Genomic DNA, 20260 nt, shown 5'->3' with positions numbered 1-20260 from the left:
CTAGCACAGAAAATTCCGGGGCAAAACGCCCCAATGCATTGTTCCTGAAACTGAATGAGTGATGCCACGTCAGCGGCGCTCAGGCAACTTGGGGAATTTCGTCCCAAACAAGGCCGTAGCCCGGCAGGCGGCGTGTCTGCATACCGTCGCAAACCACCATGCGCACGGCACCCGGCGTCGCAAAAAGCTTGCGCAGCAGCGTGTTGGTCATGGAATGGCCCGCGCGGACGCCGACATAATGGCCGATCAGCGGGGCACCGGCCAGCGCCAGATCCCCCAGCGCGTCCAGCATCTTGTGGCGCACAGGCTCGTCGCGGTGACGCAGGCCGCCGGGGCTGAGCACGCGGTCGCCGTCGAAGACAACGGCGTTCTTGCCGGGGTTGCCCCCCAGCGCCAGACCGTTCGCCTGCATGGCCAGCACGTCCGCCTGACGGCAGAAGGTGCGGCTGTCACAGAGTTCGCGGGCAAAGCTGCCGTTGTTCATGACCAGCGATTTCTGCTGGTGGCCGATGGCGGCATCGTCAAAGTCGATCTCGAAGTCGATGCGCAGGGTGTCGGACGGACGCAGCGTCGCACTGGCGGCACCCTCGGTCACGGTAACTTCCTGCATCACCTCGAAAGCGCGGATGGGTGCGTTCAGCGCCCGCAACCCGCGCTGCATGATGCCGCGCACGAAGGGTGCAGCGGAGCCGTCGAGGATCGGAACCTCGGGGCCGTCGATTTCGATCAGCGCGTTGTGCACGCCGCAGCCTGCGAGTGCTGCCATCACGTGTTCGACGGTCGACACGGTGGTGCCTGCTGCATTTTCCAGCTTGGTGCACAGGGGCGAGCGGTTGACAGCATCCCAACGGGCGGGGATCAGTGCGTCGCCCTGAACATCGCGGCGCGCAAACCAGATCCCGTGTTCGGCCATCGCGGGCCGAATTGTCAGCGTCGCAGGCTGGCCGGAATGCAAGCCGGTGCCGGTGAAGCTGATCGGGGATTTGACTGTTGTCTGCACGTTGATGTGTCCTTGGCCGTTGTCGGTGTATCTTAGGTACGTCGCGGGGGGCCGTCTCTCAACTCAATCTTTGTAACGTAATGAAACATGCCGTTTCAGGGCCGGCAATAAGGCGCCTAGACCCCTGCAAGCCACTGTGTATAAACGAAAAAGGGCCACCCAAGGGCAGCCCAATTCGTGACATGTGACCTTAGGTCAGTTCGCTTGGCGACGCAGGAATGCGGGGATCTCGATGCGTTCCTGATCTGGGTCGTGCGCTTCGACCGGCTGTGGTGCCGGGGCTGCGGCGCGGCCCGACTGCACGGGCGGTTGCTGACGTGCAGGCTGTTGCTGCGCGCGCTCGGGCTGTTGCTGGCCTTCGCCGTGGCCGGTCATGCGGTTAATCAGCGAGTTGATGCCAAACCGCGCGCGTTCGCCCTGTGCTGCGGCAGGTGCCTGACGCGGGGCGGCTGCCGGAGCGGCCTTTTGCGCCGCGGCGCGCAGACGCGCAAGTGCCTCGGGCGACGGGGTGCCGGGCGTGGGCGCGCGCGGGGCTACGAATGTTTCCGGCTCGGCGTCCAGCGTGTCGTGATGCTGAGGCTCGAACGCGGCAACCTGGGGCTGATACGCGGGGGGCGGCAGCGCGTCGCTGTCGTCTTCGGCGAAGATGTCCTCGGCCATGTCCTCGGCTGCGGTCTGCTCGACGTTCATGTCCTCGAACAGGGTCGGCTCTTGATAGGAACGGGCCGCAACCTGTTCTTCTTCATAGACTTCTTCGACCGGTGCGGGTTTGGGCGCCGGTGCTGCCGCGACGGGCGCTTCTTCCTGCGTGACCTGCGGCTTCAGCGGGGCCGACATCTTGCGACGCGGCACCGGCATTTCGGTGTTCACTTCGACCGCGTCGATCCCGGTTGCAACGACGCTGACGCGCATCATGCCGCCCATGTCGGTGTCCAGAGTGGAACCCACGATGATGTTCGCCTCGGGGTCGACTTCTTCGCGGATGCGGTTGGCCGCTTCGTCCAGTTCGAACAGGGTCAGGTCGTGGCCGCCGGTGATGTTGATCAGAACACCCTTTGCGCCGCGCAGGCTGATTTCGTCCAGCAGCGGGTTGGCAATCGCCTTCTCGGCAGCCTGGATGGCGCGATCTTCGCCTTCGGCCTCGCCTGTGCCCATCATCGCCTTGCCCATCTCGTCCATCACGGCGCGCACGTCGGCAAAGTCGAGGTTGATCAGGCCCGGACGGACCATCAGGTCGGTCACGCCCTTGACGCCCTGATACAGAACATCGTCTGCCATCGAGAACGCTTCGGTGAATGTGGTTTTCTCGTTCGCCAGCCGGAACAGGTTCTGGTTGGGAATGATGATCAGCGTATCGACGACCTTTTGCAGCGCCTCGACGCCGTCTTCAGCCTGACGCATGCGCTTGGCACCTTCAAACTGGAAAGGTTTCGTGACAACGCCGACAGTTAGAACGCCAAGCTCACGCGCTGCCTGAGCGATGATCGGGGCCGCACCGGTGCCGGTGCCGCCACCCATACCTGCGGTGATGAAGCACATGTGTGCCCCCGCCAGGTGGTCGACGATCTGCTCGATGCTTTCCTCGGCAGCGGCTGCACCGACGGAGGCGCGCGCACCGGCACCCAGACCTTCGGTGACCTTGATGCCCAGCTGGACCCGGTTCGCGGCGGCAGATTGCTGCAGCGCCTGCGCGTCGGTGTTGGCCACGACGAAATCGACGCCGTCCAACTCTTTTTCGATCATGTTGTTGACTGCGTTACCACCGGCACCGCCGACGCCGAACACGGTGATCCGTGGTTTCAGCTCGTCCTGCCCCGGCAATGAGAGGTTCAATGTCATCACTAATCCGCCTGTTTTGTGTGTTCCGGCCCGCATTCGCGGCGTTTTTCGTCCCAAATCTGACACGATCCTAAAGACTGCGTGCCCGCGCGTCACGTCAAAACTGGACCACAACCCCAAAATGTTGACGTTTTTTTCACATAAACGCGGGATTTCGCCGATCACACCGTATGATGTGGGCAAAGCAATGGTGCACCCCTGCACCTAGCGGACGCAGGCATGCAATACGCAAGCCCGATTCATATGCGCCCAAAAGCAAGGGGGCGAAGTCTATCATTTGATGTGGCTGACTGCTCGGTCTGCCGTGGGCCTCTTTGGACCTTGAAGTTAATCATACATCAGTGGGCGCGCCTGTGCCAGCCCAATCCCGCGCGGGTCGGCGAAAAAGGGCGCGCACGCCCCTGCCCCTACCAGTTGTCGCGGAACCAGCGCACCGCGCGGCGCAAGGAGCGCGCGGGATAGCGGTCTGCGGGAATGTCGAAGTCCCACCATTCGTCCTGTGGATGCGCCGCGAACAAAGCCAGCCCCACCGCCGAAGCGAAGCCGGGTCCGGTTGCGGCCTGCGGCAATCCGTGAACGCGCAGGGGACGGCCCAGGCGCACCTGCTGGCCCAGGATCTTGGACGCGAGCCCATCGAGGCCGGGGATCTGGCTGCCGCCGCCCGTCAGCACGATCTGCTGGCTGGGCAGATGGTCGAAACCCGCCGCATCTAGACGGGCACGGACCTCTTCGAGGATCTCCTCGACACGCGGGCGCATGATCCCGATCAGCTCGGCGCGGCTGGCGGTGCGGCGGTCGTGTTCGTAATCGCCGGTGTCGCCGCCGATCTCGATCATCTCGCGGTCGTCCATTCCAGTCGCGTGGACCCCGCCGTAAAACGTCTTGATCCGTTCCGCGTTGGCCATCGGCACCTGCAGGCCCATCGAGATGTCCGACGTGACATGATCGCCGCCCATACGCACGGCATCGGCGTAAATCATGTGTTTCTTGATGAAGATCGACACGCCCGTGGTGCCACCGCCAAGGTCGATACAGGCCGAGCCCAGTTCCTGCTCGTCCTCGACCAGTGCCGAGATGCCCGAGACATAGGCCGAGGAGGCCACACCCGCCAGTTCCAGATCGCAGCGTTTGATGCAATGCGCCAGATGCTGCACGGCTGCGGCATCGACCGTCAGCATGTGCATGTCGACCGACAGCGTGTTGCCCAACTGGCCGCGCGGGTCCGACAGGCCGGACCGGTGGTCGAGCGCAAAGTTCACCGGCTGCGCGTGCAGCACCTCGCGGTCTTCGCCATAATCGGGGACGTCGCAGCGGGCCAGCACGCGCGCCACGTCCTGTTCACTGACCAGATCGCCGTCCATTTCCAGCTGTGCGTCCAGCCCGTAGCTGCGCGGCTCGGCCCCGGCAAAGCAGGCGATCACGTGATCGACGCGGATGCCGGCCATCTTTTGCGCGGCTTGCAGGGCGGTGCGGATGGCGCGTTCGGTCTCGCCCATGGCGCAAATCTCGCCAAAGCGGACGCCGCGCGAGCGTGTCGTTGCGGCCCCGATGACGCGAAAGCCCGACTGCCCGGCCAGCGATCCGATCTCGCCGCCCTCGTCCATCTTGGCCGACCCGTCAAAGCGCAGGACAAGGCAGGCGATCTTGGATGATCCGACATCCAGAATGGCCACCACGCCGCGTTGCATCGCCATCTTGCGCATGTTGCGCATGCTGCGTTGGCTGTCATAGAGGTCATTCATCATATCACTGCCCGTCCAATTCGATTTGTCTTATGCGCCACCATTCCTGCGTGGCAAACTCGTTCATTTTTACCGTGGGTCGCTGCGCCAGGCGCATGTCCACCCGCGCCACGTCGCGCGTCAGCACGTCCTGCGCGTTCTCAAGTGCGATCACCCGTTCCAGCGCGCGCACCGCCCCGAATTCGGGCAAAAGCACACGCTGGTCGCGGTCCAGGACCAGATCCCAGCGGCGCAGTCCGACGCGCACAACACCGCGCAAGCGGCTGCCCAGGGGGGACGCCGCGTCGATCAGGGCAAGCGCCTCGGGCACGGCCTTGTCCGCGCCGGGACCGGCCACCAGCGGCAGGTCGGGGCGCAGATCGCGGGCGGCGAGGCTTGCCACGTGTGCGCCGGTCTCGTCGATCAGGGTCAGACCGTCGGCCTGCCGCCAGACCACGACCGGAACGCGCGGTGTGACGTCAATGTGCAGGATGCCGCCGGGACGGATGCGCACGGTGACATCCTTGACCGGATCAAGCCCGCCCACGGTCAGGCGAATATGCTCGAGGTCCAGATCGAAGGACGATGCGGGAAAGTCGATCGGCAGGATTTCACGGATGTCTTCGGCGGTTTCGGTGCTGGCCCCGTCGATGGCCATCACCTGCACCATGAATTCCGGGCGCTCTTCGATTGCGCGGCGGGCTTCGGCGACGGTGTCCAGGATCGACTGGCGGCGCACATCGTCCGAAAGGTAGAGACTGCTTGCCGCGAACACCACGGCAAAGGGCACGCCGAAGCGCAGTCCGAACCGGAACCCCGGCGTCAGCATCAGACGCTGCAACCGCCAGGCCCAGCGGGATGGCGCCGGATCGACCTTGGGCGTTCTGGCGCGGCGGATCAGCGATTGCATGAGGCGTCCTCCACCATCCAGCGGCAAAGCTTGCCGAAGGGCATGCCGGTCTTCTCGGCCTGTTCGGGCGACAGCGACGTGGGCGTCATGCCGGGCTGGGTGTTGGTTTCCAGCAGGATCAGACCGGAGGCACCGCGCGTCTCGTCCCAGCGGAAATCGGTGCGGCTGATGCCACGACAGCCCAGAGCCTGATGCGCGCGCACGGCGTATTCAATGCAGAGGTCAAAGATTTCCTGCGGCACGTCGGCGGGCACCACATGGGTCGATCCGCCGGGTTTGTACTTGGCGTCGTAATCGTACCAGCCGGTGGTGATGATGTCGGTGACGGTCAACGCGCGGTCGCCCATCACGCTGGTGGTCAGCTCGCGGCCCGGCGCGAAGGTCTCGACCATCACCTCGTCGGGCATACTGTCGCTCAGTTGCGGCGGGCCGTTGTTGTCGAGGCCAACGAGGTAGACGCCGACAGACGAGCCTTCGTTGTTGGGCTTGACCACATAGGGGGGCGGCATCACGTGGCCTGCCATCACGTCCGCCTTGGGGCACAGGATGCTGTCGACCACGGGCAGACCGGCGGCGCGGAAGACGTCCTTGCTGCGCTGCTTGTCCATGGCCAGCGCCGAGGCCAGCACGCCAGAGTGCGAATAGGGCACGCCGAGCCATTCCAGCAGCCCCTGAACGCAGCCGTCTTCGCCCCAGCGCCCATGCAGGCAATTGAGGACGGCGTCGGGCTGAATGTCCTGTAAACGCGCAGCAAGGTCGGGGCCTGCATCGACCTCGACCACGTCAAATCCTTCATCCCGCAAAGCGGCGGCGCAAGCGTGTCCACTTGAGAGCGAGACCTCGCGTTCCGCGGAGGGTCCACCCAATAGTACCGCAACTTTCGGGGGCGTCCTGCTCGACTGACCCACCTTGGTGCCTTTGTATCCCGAGCCCTTTTGCCGGACTCTTATCGTTATGGCCTGTTTCGGCCCTGATCTTGTATTTGATCGTTATTCTGGTCGTTGGTCATCTTGCGAACAGGGACTGCCTGTGCCGGTTCACCGATGCGCATAATTTCCCACTCTAGCGTGATACCGCTGGTTGCGTAAACCTCTTTTCTCACCTTTTCGCCAAGGTTTTCAAGGTCCGCCGCCGTTGCATCGCCGGTGTTTATCAAGAAGTTGGAATGCTTGGGGCTCATCTGTGCACCGCCACAGGTGGCACCGCGCAGGCCTGCGTCGTCGATGACCTTCCAGGCCTTCAGGTCGTGCACGTCATCCGCCTGCCCCGTCGACGAATACCCGGCAGGGTTGCGGAAAGTCGATCCGGCGCTGCGGTCCTTGGTGGGCTGCGTCTCGTCGCGCTTTTGCAGTTGCGTCGTCATGCGGTCATGCAGGTCCGTGGGGTCGCCTGAGGGGCCGCGCAAGGTGGCCTCGACCAGCACCGCGCCTTCGGGCAGCGTGCTTTGGCGATAGGCGAATTGCATCTTTTCAGGCGTCAGCGTCACCACTTCACCGCTGCGCAGCACGGCGCGGGCGGATTGGAAGACGTCAGCGGTATAGCTGCCGTAGCAGCCCGCGTTCATCCGCACCGCACCGCCGATGCTGCCCGGAATGGTGCGCAGGAACGTAAGGTCCACGCCCGCATCCGCCGCCTTGCGCGCCACGTGCGCATCAAGTGCGGCAGCCCCTGCGGTGACGGTATCGCCCTCAACCGAGATGCCGTTGAAGCCACGGCCCAGCCGGATGACCACGGCGCGCAGACCGCCGTCGCGCACGATCAGGTTGCTGCCGACGCCCATCGGGAATACCGCGACATCTTCGGGCAAGGCGGCCAGGAACTGCGCCAGATCATCCAGATCCGCAGGCTGGAACAGCCAGTCGGCGGGCCCGCCCACGCGCAGCCATGTCAGATCGCTCAAGGCGCGGTTCGGGGTCAGCTTGCCCCGGACGGGCGGCAGATCGGTCATGTCACCCTCGGGTGTTGCGGGTCAGGAAACGGTGGATGATCCACCCCATACCAAAACAGGCGCAAAGATACAGGCCCATCGCCAGAAGCGCCATCACCACGGTGTTGGCATAGGGCGGCACGCCCATCCCCAGCCACAACAGCGTGGCGATGATCACCAGCGACAGCGGAACGTAATAGAGATAGACGCGGATATAGCCGCGCAGCCCCAGATACATCGCCACGGCCCCCAGCACCAAGGGCGGCACAAAGACCGAGGACGGGATCACTCGCCAAAGGTCCGGCTGCGGACCCAGCGGCTGAAGTAGATCACCGGCCAGCGCAGGATCGACATGCCTGCCGCCATCACCAGCAGGCCGACCCAAGGGCCGTTCTGCATGGTGACATAGCCCAGGATCGGAATGCCGAGGGCAATCAGCACATAGGCGACGCGCCAGTGGTAGTCGCGGCTGGGGGTCATCGCGATCAGGTTGGCGGCCAGCGCCCAGAGGCAGGCAAGGATGAGGGAGAGTGTCATTGTTCGGGAAGCTCCGGGTGTTGCCCCCTCAGGCGTGCGAAGAAATACAGCAGCGGATTGCGAAACATCGAGGCGAAAGCCGCCAGCGCCAGAAGGCCCGCCCACCATGCGACCTGCATCCAGATTGCCGCGATCAGAAACGGGGCCGCGATCAGCAGCGCGATGCCGGGCACATATTGACGCCGCATCGGCAACATCGCCACGATGGCCGCGACCATGACCCAGGCAACAGAGAGCAGCAGCAGCGTCACGCCGCGCCCTTTTGCAACCGCTTCGGCAGGGCATTGGCCCAGGTGCTGATCGTCCCTGCCCCAAGGCAGACAACCATGTCGCCGGGGCGCGCCTGTTCGCGCACCAGTCGTTCCAGATCGTCCTCGTCCAGCACGGCAAAGGCGTGGCGGTGCCCGCTGCGGATCAACCCGGCCACCAGATCGTCGCGCGACGCGCCCTCAATGGGTTGTTCGCCCGCGGCGTAGACCTCGGCGATGCCGACGACGTCGGCGTCGTTGAAGCAGGTGCAGAACGCGTCGAAGTGATGCGACAGACGCGAATAGCGGTGTGGCTGGTGCACGGCGATCACCCGGCCAGTGGTCGCCTGCCGCGCGGCGCGCAGCACGGCGGCAATCTCGACAGGATGGTGGCCATAGTCGTCGATGATGGTCACGCCGTCGACGGTGCCCACGCGGGTAAAGCGGCGGTTGACGCCGCCGAAGTTCGCCAGTGCCTTGCGGATCTCGGCGCTTTTCATGCCCAGATGGCGCGCCACGGCGATGGCCGACAGCGCGTTCGACACGTTGTGATCGCCGGGCATCGGCAGGGAGCAGCCCTCGATCACCGCGTCTTCGGCGCGCAGCACCACGTCGAAATGGGCGACGCCGTTTTCATAGGTCAGATTGATGGCCCGCACGTCGGCCTGCGCGTTGAACCCATAGGTGATCACGCGGCGATCCGTCAGCTTGCCCACCAGACTTTGCACGTCGGGATCGTCTGTGCAGCATACGGCCAACCCGTAGAAGGGAATGTTCGACACGAAATCCAGGAACCCCTTGTGCAGGTTCTCCTCGGTGCCCCAGTGCTCCATGTGCTCGGGGTCGATGTTGGTGACGATGGCGATGGTTGCGGGCAGCCTGTTGAAGGTGCCGTCGCTTTCATCCGCCTCGACGACCATCCACTCGCCCTCGCCCTTGCGGGCGTTGCTGCCATAGGCATGGATCACACCGCCATTGACAACCGTCGGGTCGAACTTGCCCTCGTCCAGGAGGGCCGCGACCATCGTGGTGGTGGTGGTCTTGCCGTGGGTGCCCGCGATGGCGATGTTCGATTTCAGCCGCATCAGTTCGGCCAGCATCTCGGCGCGGCGCACGATGGGCAGACCGCGCGCGCGGGCGGCGTCCAGTTCGGCATTGCCCGGCTTGATCGCGGACGAGATTACGACGACCTGCGCATCCGCGATGTTCTCGGCGCGCTGGCCTTCGAAGATATGCGCGCCCAGCTCTTGCAGACGGTCGGTGATCTTGGATGTCTTCAGGTCAGAGCCTTGGACCACATAGCCGTGGTTCAGCAACACTTCGGCGATGCCAGACATGCCGATGCCGCCGATGCCGACAAAGTGGATCGGGCCGACATCGCCGGGCAGTTTTGTGGCAGCGTTCATTGTTCCGTCTCTTTCCCAGCAAGCGTTTCGACCATCACGGCCAGTTCCAGCGCCGCGCCCGGTTTGGCGTGTCCATGCGCGGAGGAGGCCATTTGCAATGCCCCGTCAGGATTGTCCAGAACCGCGTAGATCTGTTCCGCAAGGGCATCGGGGGTCAATGCGTCCTCGGGGATCAGGATCGCGGCGCCCGCATTGACCAGCCCGCGCGCGTTGGCAGTCTGGTGGTCGCCCGTGGCCGCAGCAAAGGGGATCAGGATCGACGGGCGGCCGATCACGCCGATGTCCGCGACAGACGACGCACCCGAGCGCGAAATGACAAGCTGTGCCTCGGTCATGCGGCGAGGCACGTCCTCGAAGAAGGGCTGCACGTCGGCGTTGATGCCCGATTGCGCGTAATATTCGGCCACGCGCTCCAGATCTTCCTCGCGGGCCTGATGGCTCACGCGGATGTTGCGCACCATGTCCATCGGCAGTTGCGCAATCGCGGGCGGCACCACGTCGCTGAGGATGCGCGCGCCCTGGCTGCCGCCGATCACCAGCAGTTCCATCGGGTAATCTCCCGGCACGATATAGCCCGCCTCGGCCCGCTCCAGCACCGCGCGGCGCACGGGGTTGCCGACATAATACCCCTCGATGCCCTCGGGCAATTCGGTGGGCCAAGTGCCGCAGGCAACCGCGTGGACACGTTTGGCGAAGATCTGGTTCACCCGGCCCAGCACGCCGTTCTGTTCGTGGATCATGCGCGGAATGCGCAAGGCGGTGGCCGCAGACATCGCAGGGATCGACGGATAGCCACCAAAGCCCACGACGACATCGGGCTTGTCACGCAGCATCTTGACGATGGCACCGACGATGCCGCCCGCAATGCGGAACGGCACCAGCGCCTTGGCCGCCAGACCGCCGCGCGCGAAGGTGGCGCTGCTGATCTGTTCGATCTGGGTGGAATGGGGGAAGCCGCCCGTATAGCGCGCGCCGCGCGCATCCGTCGACAGCTTGACCCGCCAGCCCCGGCGCAACATCTCTTCGGCCAGGGCCTGCGCGGGGAACATATGCCCGCCCGTGCCGCCGGCTGCAATCATCAACAGCGGCTGTTTCATCGGCCGCGGCCCCTGCCCAGCAGGTCGCTTATCTCGCCCTGGGGCCGCGTGCGGGTGAACGCCAGCAGCATCCCCAGCGCGATGCCCGAGGCGATCACCGACGAGCCGCCGTAGCTGACGAAGGGCAGCGTCATGCCCTTGGCGGGCAGCAAACGCACGGCCACGCCCATGTTGATCATCGCCTGCACGCCAAAGCTGCACGCCAATCCGGTGCCCGCCAGACGGATGAACGGATCACGCTCGCGCACCAGCCGCAAGAGCGACCGGACCACAACGACGGTGTAAAGTGCGATGATCACCAGAACCAGGATCAGGCCATATTCCTCGGCGGCAACGGCGATGATGAAATCGGTGTGCGCATCGGGCAGCGACCATTTCACTTCGCCCTCGCCCACGCCGACACCAAAGAGGCCCCCCTCGCGGATCGCGTTGGTGGCGTATCCGATCTGCGTGGTCGGGTCGATGTCGGTGCTGAGAAACCCGTCGATCCGGCGCGCGAAGTGTTCCGAATTGGAATAGGCCACGGTGCCCGCGAAGACCACCAGCCCCGCCATGCCCACCAGCAGCAGCATCGGCGCACCGGCGACGAAATACATCACGCCCCAGCTGAACAGGACCAGGCAGGCCTGGCCAAAGTCGGGCTGCAAGGCGAGCATCAGAACGATGGTGATACACAGCACGAAAGACCACATCCGCCCCGGTGGGCCGTTCAGCTCCTGCCCTGCGGCCAGCATCCAGGCGGCCACGACCACGAAGCCCGGCTTGAGAAATTCCGAAGGCTGCACGCTGGCAAAACCCAGCGAGAACCAGCGCGTCGCACCCTTGCCGAAGTCGGTGCCGAAGAACGGCAGGAACATCAGCGCGACGAAGGTGACGAGAAAGCCCAGGACCGCGAGACGGCGCACCATCACCGGGGTCATCATCGAGGTGAGCATCATCGCGATCAGCGCAAGACAGCCGAAAAACGCCTGTCGCTGCACGTAATGAAAGGCTTCGAACCCGTTTTTCGCGGCCAGGGGCGGCGATGCGGCCAGCCCCAAAAGCAATCCGACCGTGAAGAGGATAAGAACGCAGGACATCGACCACATGTCGATGGTCCGCCACCATTTCGGCAGGATCGGCTCGCCATTGCGCACCGGTGCTGCACCATACACCATTTCTGTCATGTCAAACCGCCTAGAACTGCCTCGGGTCGCCCCTTTGCGGGGTCTGAAGGCCATCATAGCGGGAAAAGACGCTGCGGGCTAGTGGGTTTCAGCCCTGCCCGTCACCGGGGCAGCCCTCCGCCCATCAGGCGCGCGGGCGGGTGCCGCGGATCGGGTAGTTCTTCTCGCGCACAAAGGAAATGCCGCGCAGCAACGCGTCCAGATCGGGGCGCGCGAAGGGCGCGTTGGACACATCGACGATCTGCAGCTTGCCTTGGGCATTGACAACAAACAGCCCCGGTTCGGAAAACGGCTGATCGGTCTCTTGCGGGCTGCGCGGGTCCGAGACGTAAAGCCCCAGTTGCGCCATCTGCTCAAGGCTGAGGTCATAGGCCACGGGCAGTTCAAGCGATTGATCTTCCACCATCTCCTTGGCCTTGCCCATGGGGTCGCCCGAGACCGCGATGATGTCCACACCTATGTCGTAGAAGGCGGATGCCATTTCCTGCAGCTGCGACAGATATTTCTTGCAGATCGGGCAATGCAGCCCGCGGTAGACGACCACCATCTGCCAGTCGTGACCGGAATGCGGCTTGCCCAGCGTGCGCGTGGCACCGCCGACGGTCGGCAGCTGTATCTGGGGAAACGGAGTTCCTGCATCAAGCGTGATCATGGGCTGTCCTTTCAGAAGTGTGCTGCGCCCTACCTACGCCTTCCGCCGTGCAGGTCAAAGGGGTTCAGCGGTTTCTTGACGCTCGCGCCGCAATCAGGCAGGGCAGTGCGATGCAAATCGACACATTGATCATAGGTGCGGGCGCTGCCGGAATGATGTGCGCCGCCCATGCGGGCGGGCGCGTCGTTGTCGTCGACCATGCCAAGGCACCGGGCGAGAAAATCCGCATTTCGGGCGGCGGGCGGTGCAACTTCACCAATATGTATTGCGATCCGCAGGCGTTCATCTCGGGCAATCCGCATTTCGCCAAATCGGCGCTGGCGCGGTACACGCAGTGGGATTTCATCGAGCTGATCGACCGGCACGGCATCGCCTGGCACGAAAAGACGCTGGGGCAGTTGTTCTGTGACGGATCGGCCAAGCAGATCGTGGCGATGCTGACGGGGATGATGGCGGATGCGGGGGTGACGCTGCATTTGCAAACTTCGGTGGACCATGTTGCAAAGTCCGACAGTGGCTTTGCAGTGTCTTTGCAAACCCCACAGGGCGCTTTGCAAATTGAAACCCGGCAGCTGGTGCTTGCCACGGGCGGCAAGTCGATCCCCAAGATGGGCGCGACCGGCCTTGCCTATGATATTGCGCGGCAATTCGGGCTGACCATGACCGAAACGCGGCCCGGACTGGTGCCCTTCACCTTTGCCGAAGGGCGCTTTGTGCCGCTTGCCGGTGTCGCCGCCCCCTCGCGGATGGTGGCGGATGGTCCCGCCTTTGACGAAGCGGTGCTTTTTACCCATCGCGGTCTGTCGGGCCCTGCGGTGCTGCAAGTGTCGAGCTATTGGCGCGAGGGCGATCCCGTGACGCTGAACCTGGACCCGCAGAACACCATCGCCCCTGCCCTGCGCGCGCAGCGGCAGCAGTACGGGCGGCGCAATCTGACGACGGAGCTGGCGGCGCATCTGCCGACGCGGCTGGTGGAGTTCATGAAGGACGACTGGGCGCTGAATGGCAATCTGGCCGATCAGTCCGACGCCCGAATCGACGCTTTGGCGGACCAGATCCAGAACTGGAAGCTGACACCCACCGGCACCGAAGGCTACCGCACTGCCGAAGTCACCCTTGGCGGCATCGACACCGATGCGCTGTCGTCAAAGACGATGGAGGCCAAGGACGTGCCCGGCCTCTATGTCATCGGCGAAGCGGTGGACGTGACCGGCTGGCTGGGCGGCTACAACTTCCAGTGGGCCTGGGCCTCGGGCATGGCGGCGGCACGGGCGCTCGCGGCGTCCTAGCTTAGCCCCAGCCGCGCGCGGACCTCGGACACGAAATCATCGCCGCGCTTCTCGAAGCTGTCGTATTGGTCGAAACTGGCCGCCGCGGGGGCCAGCAGGACGGTGTCTCCCGGCATGGCATCGGCAATCGCCGCCTCGACCGCCTGGGCCATCGTGCCGCAAACCTGCACGTCGACGCTGAGTTGCACGGCAAAATTCGCGGCCTCGCGCCCGATCACATAGGCCTTCCTGACCGATCCCGACACGGCGTTCAGCGGATCAAGCCCGCCTTCCTTTTGCAGGCCGCCGCAGATCCAGCGGATGTTGCCGAATGCCTCCAGCGCCTTGACCGCGCTGTCGACATTGGTGGCCTTGCTGTCGTTCACATAGGCCACGCCGCCCGCCTCGGCGATCAGCTGGCTGCGATGCGGCAACCCCCCAAAGCTGTGGAACGCGGCCTCGATCACGCGCGGGGCCAATCCCAGCGACCGGCATGCGGCAAAGGCTGCACAGGCGTTCTGGTGGTTGTGCGCGCCCGGCAATCCCTTGACGCTGCGCAGGTCGATGGAGGCCACCTGCTTGCCCTTGCGGTATTCGGACAGGAAACCCTTGCGCGCGAAGATGTTCCAGCCGGGGCCCGCCAGCTTGGCCGCGACCGAAATGCGGATCACACGGTCATCTGTTGGCCCCTCGGCCAGTTGCCCCGCCAGAAATCGCCCCTCGGGCTCGTCCACGCCGATCACCGCGCGGTCGGGCCCGCCTTCGGCAAAGAGACGCCGCTTGGCCGCGAAATAGCCCCCCATTCCGGCGTGCCGGTCCAGATGGTCGGGGCTGAGGTTGGTAAAGACCGCCACATCGGGCGTCAGGCTGCGGGCCAGATCGGTCTGGTAGGACGACAGTTCCAACACCACCACGCCGCCATCTTCGGGCGGGTCGATGTCCAGCACACCACGCCCGATGTTGCCCGCAAGCTGGCTCTCGCGCCCCGCCTCGGTCAGGATGTGGTGGATCAGCGCCGATGTGGTCGATTTGCCGTTCGATCCGGTGATCGCGATCACCCGCGGCGCCGTGTCGAAGGACGCCCAGTCGCCGGTCGCGAAGCTTTGGAAGAACAGGCCGATGTCGTTGTCCACCGGCACCCCAGCCGTCTGCGCGGCGGCGACGATGGCATTGGGCACAGGGTAAAGATGCGGAATGCCGGGGCTTACGATCAGCCGCACGATGTCGTCGAAGGCATCGGGCTTGTGCAGGTCGTGAACGGCGAACCCTTCGGCTTCGGCCTTGGCGCGGGCGTCCGGATTGTCGTCCCAGCAGACAGGCTGCGCATCGCCTGCAGCCAATGCACGGGCAGCCGACAGACCGGACCGCCCCAGACCCAGAACCGCCACTTTTGCACCCGCCAAACCCTGTACTGGAATCATCACAACGCCCCTGTTACCTCTGCGCCGCAGAATGGTCGCAACACGCACCTTTCACAACCCGGAGTGCCGCGAAATGGCCGATCTTACATCCATCCTGCACAGGCTGGACCGCGATGCCCGAGACGGTGACGATTGGGGCGAGGTCGCGCGCTATATCCCGGAACTGGCCGAGGTGAACCCGGCGCAATTCGCGATCTCGGTCGCCCTGGCCGATGGTCGCCTGCTGGAGGCGGGGGATTGCGACGTGCCGTTTTCGGTGCAGTCGATCACCAAGGTATTCACGCTTGCCATCGCCCTCGGCCGCTCGGGCGATCAGCTGTGGACGCGCGTTGGGCGCGAACCTTCCGGGCGGGCCTTCAACTCGATCGTGCAACTGGAACAGGAGGATGGCCGCCCGCGCAATCCGTTTATCAACGCCGGTGCCATCGTCACCACCGACGAGGTGCTGGGCAGGCGCCAACCGCGCGAGGCCCTGGGCGAGATCATCAGCTTTGTGCGTGCCGCCGCCGGGTCGGAGGATATATTCATCAACGATGCCGTCGCCGCGTCCGAGACCGCTTATGGCCACCGCAACTTTGCGCTCGCGCATTTTCTCGCGTCGCGCGACAACCTGCGCAATACCCCCGAAAAGGTGCTGGGCACCTACTTTCACCATTGCGCGCTGGAAATGACCACAGGACAGTTGGCGATGGCGGGGCGTTTCCTGGTGGATGGCCCCGCGATGCCGCAACTGGTTTCGCCGCGTCGGATCAGGCGTCTGAACGCGCTGATGCTGACCTGCGGTCATTACGACGGCTCGGGCGACTTTGCCTACCGCGTCGGCATTCCCGGCAAAAGCGGTGTCGGGGGTGGCATTCTGGCCATCGTGCCGGGGCAGGCTTCGATTGCGGTGTGGAGCCCCGGCCTCAACCGCTATGGCAATTCGCACAAGGGCACCGAGGCCCTTGCGCGGCTGACGACGCGGATGAACTGGACGATTTTCTAGGCCCTCAGGCTTTTAGGTCCTCAGCGGACCTTCAGCGTCGCCAGACCGATCATCGCAAGGATCAGCGAGATGATCCAGAAGCGGATAACGATCTGCGGTTCCGCCCAGCCCTTTTTCTCGTAGTGGTGGTGGATCGGAGCCATCAGGAACACGCGTTTGCCGGTGCGTTTGAAATAAAGCACCTGGATGATCACGCTCAGCGCTTCGACCACGAACAGACCGCCGACGATGGCCAGCACCAGCTCGTGCTTGGTTGCGACGGCAATCGCCCCCAGCGCCCCGCCGAGGCCGAGGCTGCCGGTGTCGCCCATGAAGACGGCTGCGGGTGGCGCGTTGTACCACAGAAAGCCCAGGCCCCCGCCGAAAAGCCCGGCGGTAAAGATCAGGATCTCGCCGGTGCCGGGCACGTAGTGCACGTCAAGATACTCGGTAAAGTCGACGCGGCCCACCGCATAGGCGATCACGCCCAAGGTGCCTGCGGCGATCATCACCGGCATGATCGCCAGCCCGTCCAGCCCGTCGGTCAGGTTGACCGCATTGGCCGAGCCCACGATCACAATGATCGAGAATGGAATGAAGAGATAGCCAAGGTTGATCAGCACGTCCTTGAACACCGGCAGCGCCAGTTGGTTCTGCAATTCGACAGGATGATAGAGCGCCGAGACATAGGCCGCGATGCCCGCGATCACGAACCCCAGAAGCAGGCGCACCTTGCCCGACACCCCGGCCGAGGATTGTTTGGAGACCTTGGCATAGTCATCCGCAAAACCGATGGCGGCAAAGGACATGGTGACAAAGAGCACGACCCAGATGAACGGATTGTCGAGCCGCGCCCAAAGCAGCGTCGAGGTCAGCAGCGCGCCGACGATCAGCAGGCCGCCCATCGTGGGCGTGCCCGCCTTGATAAAGTGCCCTTCAGGCCCGTCGGTGCGGATCGGCTGGCCCTTGCCCTGGGTGCGGCGCAGCACGTTGATCAGCGGCTGGCCAAAGATGAAACCGAACAGCAGCGCCGTCAGGAACGCGCCACCCGCACGGAATGTGATGTAGCGAAACAGGTTGAAGAAATCGCCGCCATCCGACAGCAAGGTCAGCCAATAGAGCATGTAAGGTATTCCATATCATTCTTTACGGCGCGAAGCCTTTTGGCCCGACGCGCAAGGTCAGGCGTTTTCGACCGGATGGCCCATTTTGCGGATAGCGTCAACGACAAGCGCCAGTTTCATGCTGAGCGAGCCCTTGGCGAGCACGACATCGCCGGCGTCCAGCCGCGACCGCAGGGTGCTGGCCATTTCCTGGGATGTTTCGCACCAGCGTCCGCGCTGGTGTTCGGGCAGCGCGTCGTAAAGCGCGCGCATCAGCGGGCCGATGCAATGCACGCGGTCGACCTTTTCCATCGCGTCCAGATCGGCCAGCCCTGCGTGCAGGCGCTCGGCGTTGGGGCCCAGTTCCTTCATGTCGCCCAGCACCGCGATGCGGCGGCCATGGCGCACACGGCCCATGTTGTTGGTGACTTCGGCGGCGGCCAGCACGTCGAGCGCTGCGGCCATCGACGTGGGGTTGGCATTGTAGCTGTCGTCGATCAGTTCGAGCGTCAGATCGCGCTCGACCGGATCAAGGTGGATCAGCTCGCGCGCGCCGCGCCCCTTGAACGGGGACCAGCGGCCCAGGCTTTGCGCGGCCAGCGCCAGATCGGCCCCCAGTTCGGCGCAGGCGGCCAGAGCGCCCAGCCCGTTCATCGCGAAATGCTGGCCCACGGTTGCGATCTTGAACACCAGTGGGCTGCCGTTCGCCTCGGCGCGCACGACGGTGGTGTCGCTGTGCAGTTGCACGTCCTTCAGCACATAGTCGAAACCGTGCCAGCCAAAGCCCACATCCTTGCGCTTGGCGTCCAGCGCCTTGGCCTGCAGGATCGCGGCGGTTTCGACGTCGTTGTTCAGGATCGCGGAGCCGCCGTATTCCAGACCGTCAATGATGCTGGCCTTTTCCAGCGCGATGCCGGTGATATCGTTGAAAGCCTCCAAATGAGCCGCCGCGACGGTGGTGATCAGCGCCACGTGCGGGCGCGCCATGCGGGCCAGCGGTGCGATCTCTCCGGGGTGGCTCATGCCGATCTCGATCACCGCATATTCGGTGTCCTGCGGCATCCGCGCCAGCGTCAGCGGCACGCCCCAGTGGTTGTTGTAGCTGGCGACGGAGGCATGGGTGCGACCCTGATCGCCCAGCATCGCCAGCAGCATTTCCTTGGTCGAGGTCTTGCCGACGCTTCCCGTGACGGCGACCACACGCGCACGGGTGCGGGCGCGGCCCTTGCGACCCAGGGCCTCAAGCGCTTTCAGCACGTCCGGTACGATCAGCAGCGGCGCGTCGTCCGCCACGCCATCGGGGACGTGGCTGACCAAGGCGGCAGCGGCGCCTTTCTCCAGCGCTGCGGCCACGAAATCATGGCCGTCGCGCACGTCCTTCAGCGCCACGAACAGGTCGCCCTTTTCCAGCGTGCGGGTGTCGATGGACACGCCGTAGGCGGCCCATTCGGTCGTGGTGGTGCCGCCTGTGGCCTCGGCGGCGTCAGTGGAAGTCCAAAGCGGGGTGTCGGTCATGTCAGGCGTCCTTCCAAGGCGGCCACGGCAAGGCTCGCCTGTTCCACATCGTCGAAGGGCAGCACGTCGTCGCCGACGATCTGCCCGGTCTCGTGGCCCTTGCCTGCGATCAGCAGCGCGTCGCCGGGTTCCAGCATGTCGACGGCGCGCAGGATCGCCTCGGCGCGGTCTGCGACCTCGGTTGCATCAGGGCAGCCTGCCATGACGGCGGCGCGAATGATTGCGGGGTCTTCCGAGCGGGGGTTATCATCGGTCACGATCACCAGATCGGCGTTTGCGGCGGCGGCCTGCCCCATCAGCGGGCGTTTGCCTGCATCGCGGTCGCCACCTGCGCCGATGATGGCGATCAGACGGCCCATCACATGCGGGCGCATGGCCGACAGCGCGGTTTCGATGGCGTCTGGCGTGTGGGCGTAGTCCACGAAGACAACAGCCCCGTTTTCGCGGGTCGCGGCCAGCTGCATGCGGCCCCGGACCGTGACCAGATGCGGCAGCGTGTCGAAGACGTGATCGGGCTCGGCCCCGCAGGCGATCACCAGACCCGCAGCCAGAGCCACGTTGTCCGCCTGAAAATCGCCGATCAGGTTCAGCCGTTTCTGATAGACCTTGCCGCGATAGACCAGCCGGATGTCCTGGCCCGTGGCGTCCATGCGTTGCCCGGCCAGATGCAGATCGCCGCCCCCGCGGCCCACGGTCATCACCTGCTGGCCCCGCGCCTTGGCGATTGCGGCCATGTCCACGCCGCGTTCGTCGTCGATGTTGATGACGGCGGTGCCGTCCTCGGGCAGGACGCGGGCAAAGAGCCCCGCCTTGGCATCGAAATAGGCTTCAAAGCTGTGGTGATAATCCAGATGGTCCTGGGTGAAATTGGTAAAGCCTGCGGCGCGCAGGACCACACCGTCCAGCCGCCGCTGGTCCAGCCCGTGCGAGGAAGCCTCCATCGCGGCATGGGTGATGCCGTTGTGCGCGGCGGCGGTCAGGGTGCGGTGCAGGGTAATCGGTTCGGGCGTGGTGTGGGCCAGCGGCGCGGTCCATGCCCCCTCGACCCCGGTGGTGCCGAGGTTGATCGCGGCAAGGCCCATCTCGATCCAGATCTGGCGCACGAAGGTGGACACCGATGTCTTGCCGTTGGTGCCGGTCACCGCCACCATCACCTTGGGCTGCGCGCCGAAAAACAGGGCTGCGGTGCGGGCAAGCGTTTCGCGCGGGGTGTCGGTGATCACCAGCGCCGCATCCGATCCCGCCAGCGCGTCGCGGGCCAGTGCGGCCCCCGCCGGATCGGTCAGGATGGCCGCAGCCCCGCGTTGCAAAGCACCCTCGATGAAGCTTGCGCCATGGACACGGCTGCCGGGCATGGCGGCGAACAGGCTGCCGTCGCGCACCTCGCGGCTGTCGACGCACAGGTTCGCCAGCTGCGGATTCGCCCCCGACGCGGCCATCAGCCCCAGAGAATTCAACGTGATACTATCGGGCGTGACCATGACGA

Annotated in this window: 19 protein-coding genes; 2 read left to right on the top strand and 17 right to left on the bottom strand. The window is 64.7% G+C overall.

What is annotated here, in order from left to right; genetic code table 11:
- Positions 1 to 79 precede the first annotated feature (79 nt).
- The 13 genes from lpxC to NTA49_RS07525 all read right to left on the bottom strand — a co-directional run bounded on the left by lpxC (position 80) and on the right by NTA49_RS07525 (position 12503).
- Positions 80 to 1000, bottom strand: coding sequence for a UDP-3-O-acyl-N-acetylglucosamine deacetylase (gene lpxC, locus NTA49_RS07585; protein ID WP_258294087.1), 921 nt, complete (start codon positions 998 to 1000; stop codon positions 80 to 82).
- A 195-nt stretch (positions 1001 to 1195) separates the two neighbouring features.
- Positions 1196 to 2839: a cell division protein FtsZ gene (gene ftsZ / locus NTA49_RS07580; protein WP_258294086.1), complete on the bottom strand. Its 1644-nt coding sequence runs from the start codon at positions 2837 to 2839 to the stop codon at positions 1196 to 1198.
- 407 nt (positions 2840 to 3246) lie between these two features.
- On the bottom strand, positions 3247 to 4581 hold the full coding sequence (gene ftsA / locus NTA49_RS07575) for a cell division protein FtsA (protein ID WP_028956045.1): 1335 nt from the start codon (positions 4579 to 4581) through the stop codon (positions 3247 to 3249).
- A gap of 4 nt (positions 4582 to 4585) precedes the next feature.
- Positions 4586 to 5470 carry a cell division protein FtsQ/DivIB gene (locus tag NTA49_RS07570; protein WP_258294084.1) on the bottom strand — a complete coding sequence of 295 codons (885 nt, stop codon included), beginning with the start codon at positions 5468 to 5470 and terminating at the stop codon, positions 4586 to 4588.
- Positions 5458 to 6378 carry a D-alanine--D-alanine ligase gene (locus NTA49_RS07565; RefSeq protein ID WP_258294083.1) on the bottom strand — a complete coding sequence of 307 codons (921 nt, stop codon included), beginning with the start codon at positions 6376 to 6378 and terminating at the stop codon, positions 5458 to 5460. The genes NTA49_RS07570 and NTA49_RS07565 overlap by 13 nt, the downstream gene beginning before the upstream one ends.
- Before the next feature lie 44 nt (positions 6379 to 6422).
- A complete protein-coding gene (murB, locus tag NTA49_RS07560; RefSeq protein ID WP_258294082.1) occupies positions 6423 to 7418 on the bottom strand; it encodes a UDP-N-acetylmuramate dehydrogenase in 996 nt (331 codons plus the stop codon).
- Between the two features lies 1 nt (position 7419).
- On the bottom strand, positions 7420 to 7686 hold the full coding sequence (locus NTA49_RS07555; RefSeq protein ID WP_258294081.1) for a hypothetical protein: 267 nt from the start codon (positions 7684 to 7686) through the stop codon (positions 7420 to 7422).
- Positions 7683 to 7934, bottom strand: a complete 252-nt coding sequence (locus NTA49_RS07550; RefSeq protein ID WP_258294080.1) for a DUF2484 family protein — start codon at positions 7932 to 7934, stop codon at positions 7683 to 7685. Before NTA49_RS07550 ends, NTA49_RS07555 begins: the two co-directional genes overlap by 4 nt.
- Complete coding sequence (locus tag NTA49_RS07545; RefSeq protein WP_258294079.1) at positions 7931 to 8185, bottom strand: DUF2484 family protein; 255 nt, start codon at positions 8183 to 8185, stop codon at positions 7931 to 7933. The genes NTA49_RS07550 and NTA49_RS07545 overlap by 4 nt, the downstream gene beginning before the upstream one ends.
- Complete coding sequence (murC, locus tag NTA49_RS07540) at positions 8182 to 9588, bottom strand: UDP-N-acetylmuramate--L-alanine ligase (RefSeq protein ID WP_258294078.1); 1407 nt, start codon at positions 9586 to 9588, stop codon at positions 8182 to 8184. Before murC ends, NTA49_RS07545 begins: the two co-directional genes overlap by 4 nt.
- Positions 9585 to 10685 carry a UDP-N-acetylglucosamine--N-acetylmuramyl-(pentapeptide) pyrophosphoryl-undecaprenol N-acetylglucosamine transferase gene (locus NTA49_RS07535; protein WP_258294077.1) on the bottom strand — a complete coding sequence of 367 codons (1101 nt, stop codon included), beginning with the start codon at positions 10683 to 10685 and terminating at the stop codon, positions 9585 to 9587. Before NTA49_RS07535 ends, murC begins: the two co-directional genes overlap by 4 nt.
- Positions 10682 to 11851, bottom strand: a complete 1170-nt coding sequence (gene ftsW / locus NTA49_RS07530) for a putative lipid II flippase FtsW (protein ID WP_258294076.1) — start codon at positions 11849 to 11851, stop codon at positions 10682 to 10684. Before ftsW ends, NTA49_RS07535 begins: the two co-directional genes overlap by 4 nt.
- Before the next feature lie 124 nt (positions 11852 to 11975).
- Positions 11976 to 12503, bottom strand: a complete 528-nt coding sequence (locus NTA49_RS07525) for a peroxiredoxin-like family protein (protein ID WP_258294074.1) — start codon at positions 12501 to 12503, stop codon at positions 11976 to 11978.
- 110 nt (positions 12504 to 12613) lie between these two features.
- Between NTA49_RS07525 and NTA49_RS07520 the strand changes: the two genes are divergently transcribed.
- Complete coding sequence (locus tag NTA49_RS07520; RefSeq protein ID WP_258294072.1) at positions 12614 to 13792, top strand: BaiN/RdsA family NAD(P)/FAD-dependent oxidoreductase; 1179 nt, start codon at positions 12614 to 12616, stop codon at positions 13790 to 13792.
- Here NTA49_RS07520 and murD read toward each other — a convergent pair.
- Positions 13789 to 15192, bottom strand: coding sequence for a UDP-N-acetylmuramoyl-L-alanine--D-glutamate ligase (gene murD, locus NTA49_RS07515; protein WP_258294071.1), 1404 nt, complete (start codon positions 15190 to 15192; stop codon positions 13789 to 13791). The genes NTA49_RS07520 and murD overlap by 4 nt on opposite strands.
- Positions 15193 to 15265: 73 nt before the next feature.
- Between murD and NTA49_RS07510 the strand changes: the two genes are divergently transcribed.
- Positions 15266 to 16177, top strand: a complete 912-nt coding sequence (locus NTA49_RS07510) for a glutaminase (protein WP_258294070.1) — start codon at positions 15266 to 15268, stop codon at positions 16175 to 16177.
- 20 nt (positions 16178 to 16197) lie between these two features.
- On the opposite strand, the gene mraY is transcribed toward NTA49_RS07510, so the two are convergent.
- From mraY to NTA49_RS07495, 3 genes are read right to left on the bottom strand one after another with little or no spacing between them, the layout of a single operon-like run.
- Positions 16198 to 17280 carry a phospho-N-acetylmuramoyl-pentapeptide-transferase gene (gene mraY / locus NTA49_RS07505; RefSeq protein ID WP_258294069.1) on the bottom strand — a complete coding sequence of 361 codons (1083 nt, stop codon included), beginning with the start codon at positions 17278 to 17280 and terminating at the stop codon, positions 16198 to 16200.
- Positions 17281 to 17337: 57 nt separating this feature from the next.
- Positions 17338 to 18774, bottom strand: a complete 1437-nt coding sequence (locus NTA49_RS07500; RefSeq protein ID WP_258294068.1) for a UDP-N-acetylmuramoyl-tripeptide--D-alanyl-D-alanine ligase — start codon at positions 18772 to 18774, stop codon at positions 17338 to 17340.
- Positions 18771 to 20255, bottom strand: coding sequence for a UDP-N-acetylmuramoyl-L-alanyl-D-glutamate--2,6-diaminopimelate ligase (locus NTA49_RS07495; protein ID WP_258294067.1), 1485 nt, complete (start codon positions 20253 to 20255; stop codon positions 18771 to 18773). Before NTA49_RS07495 ends, NTA49_RS07500 begins: the two co-directional genes overlap by 4 nt.
- Positions 20256 to 20260: the final 5 nt, after the last annotated feature.

Source organism: Pseudosulfitobacter koreensis (genome assembly GCF_024733015.1).
Lineage (GTDB): Bacteria > Pseudomonadota > Alphaproteobacteria > Rhodobacterales > Rhodobacteraceae > Pseudosulfitobacter > Pseudosulfitobacter koreensis.
The sequence above is the reverse complement of the archived record's forward strand: the minus strand, read 5'-3'. Positions and strand labels throughout refer to the sequence as shown.

Coding starts and splice junctions, on each gene's coding strand:
- ftsZ (WP_258294086.1), bottom strand. CDS start 2,839: ATGACATTGAACCTCTCATTGCCGGGGCAGGACGAGCTGAAACCACGG.
- ftsA (WP_028956045.1), bottom strand. CDS start 4,581: ATGAATGACCTCTATGACAGCCAACGCAGCATGCGCAACATGCGCAAG.
- NTA49_RS07570 (WP_258294084.1), bottom strand. CDS start 5,470: ATGCAATCGCTGATCCGCCGCGCCAGAACGCCCAAGGTCGATCCGGCG.
- murB (WP_258294082.1), bottom strand. CDS start 7,418: ATGACCGATCTGCCGCCCGTCCGGGGCAAGCTGACCCCGAACCGCGCC.
- NTA49_RS07550 (WP_258294080.1), bottom strand. CDS start 7,934: ATGACACTCTCCCTCATCCTTGCCTGCCTCTGGGCGCTGGCCGCCAAC.
- murC (WP_258294078.1), bottom strand. CDS start 9,588: ATGAACGCTGCCACAAAACTGCCCGGCGATGTCGGCCCGATCCACTTT.
- NTA49_RS07535 (WP_258294077.1), bottom strand. CDS start 10,685: ATGAAACAGCCGCTGTTGATGATTGCAGCCGGCGGCACGGGCGGGCAT.
- ftsW (WP_258294076.1), bottom strand. CDS start 11,851: ATGACAGAAATGGTGTATGGTGCAGCACCGGTGCGCAATGGCGAGCCG.
- NTA49_RS07525 (WP_258294074.1), bottom strand. CDS start 12,503: ATGATCACGCTTGATGCAGGAACTCCGTTTCCCCAGATACAGCTGCCG.
- NTA49_RS07520 (WP_258294072.1), top strand. CDS start 12,614: ATGCAAATCGACACATTGATCATAGGTGCGGGCGCTGCCGGAATGATG.
- murD (WP_258294071.1), bottom strand. CDS start 15,192: ATGATTCCAGTACAGGGTTTGGCGGGTGCAAAAGTGGCGGTTCTGGGT.
- NTA49_RS07510 (WP_258294070.1), top strand. CDS start 15,266: ATGGCCGATCTTACATCCATCCTGCACAGGCTGGACCGCGATGCCCGA.
- mraY (WP_258294069.1), bottom strand. CDS start 17,280: ATGCTCTATTGGCTGACCTTGCTGTCGGATGGCGGCGATTTCTTCAAC.
- NTA49_RS07500 (WP_258294068.1), bottom strand. CDS start 18,774: ATGACCGACACCCCGCTTTGGACTTCCACTGACGCCGCCGAGGCCACA.
- NTA49_RS07495 (WP_258294067.1), bottom strand. CDS start 20,255: ATGGTCACGCCCGATAGTATCACGTTGAATTCTCTGGGGCTGATGGCC.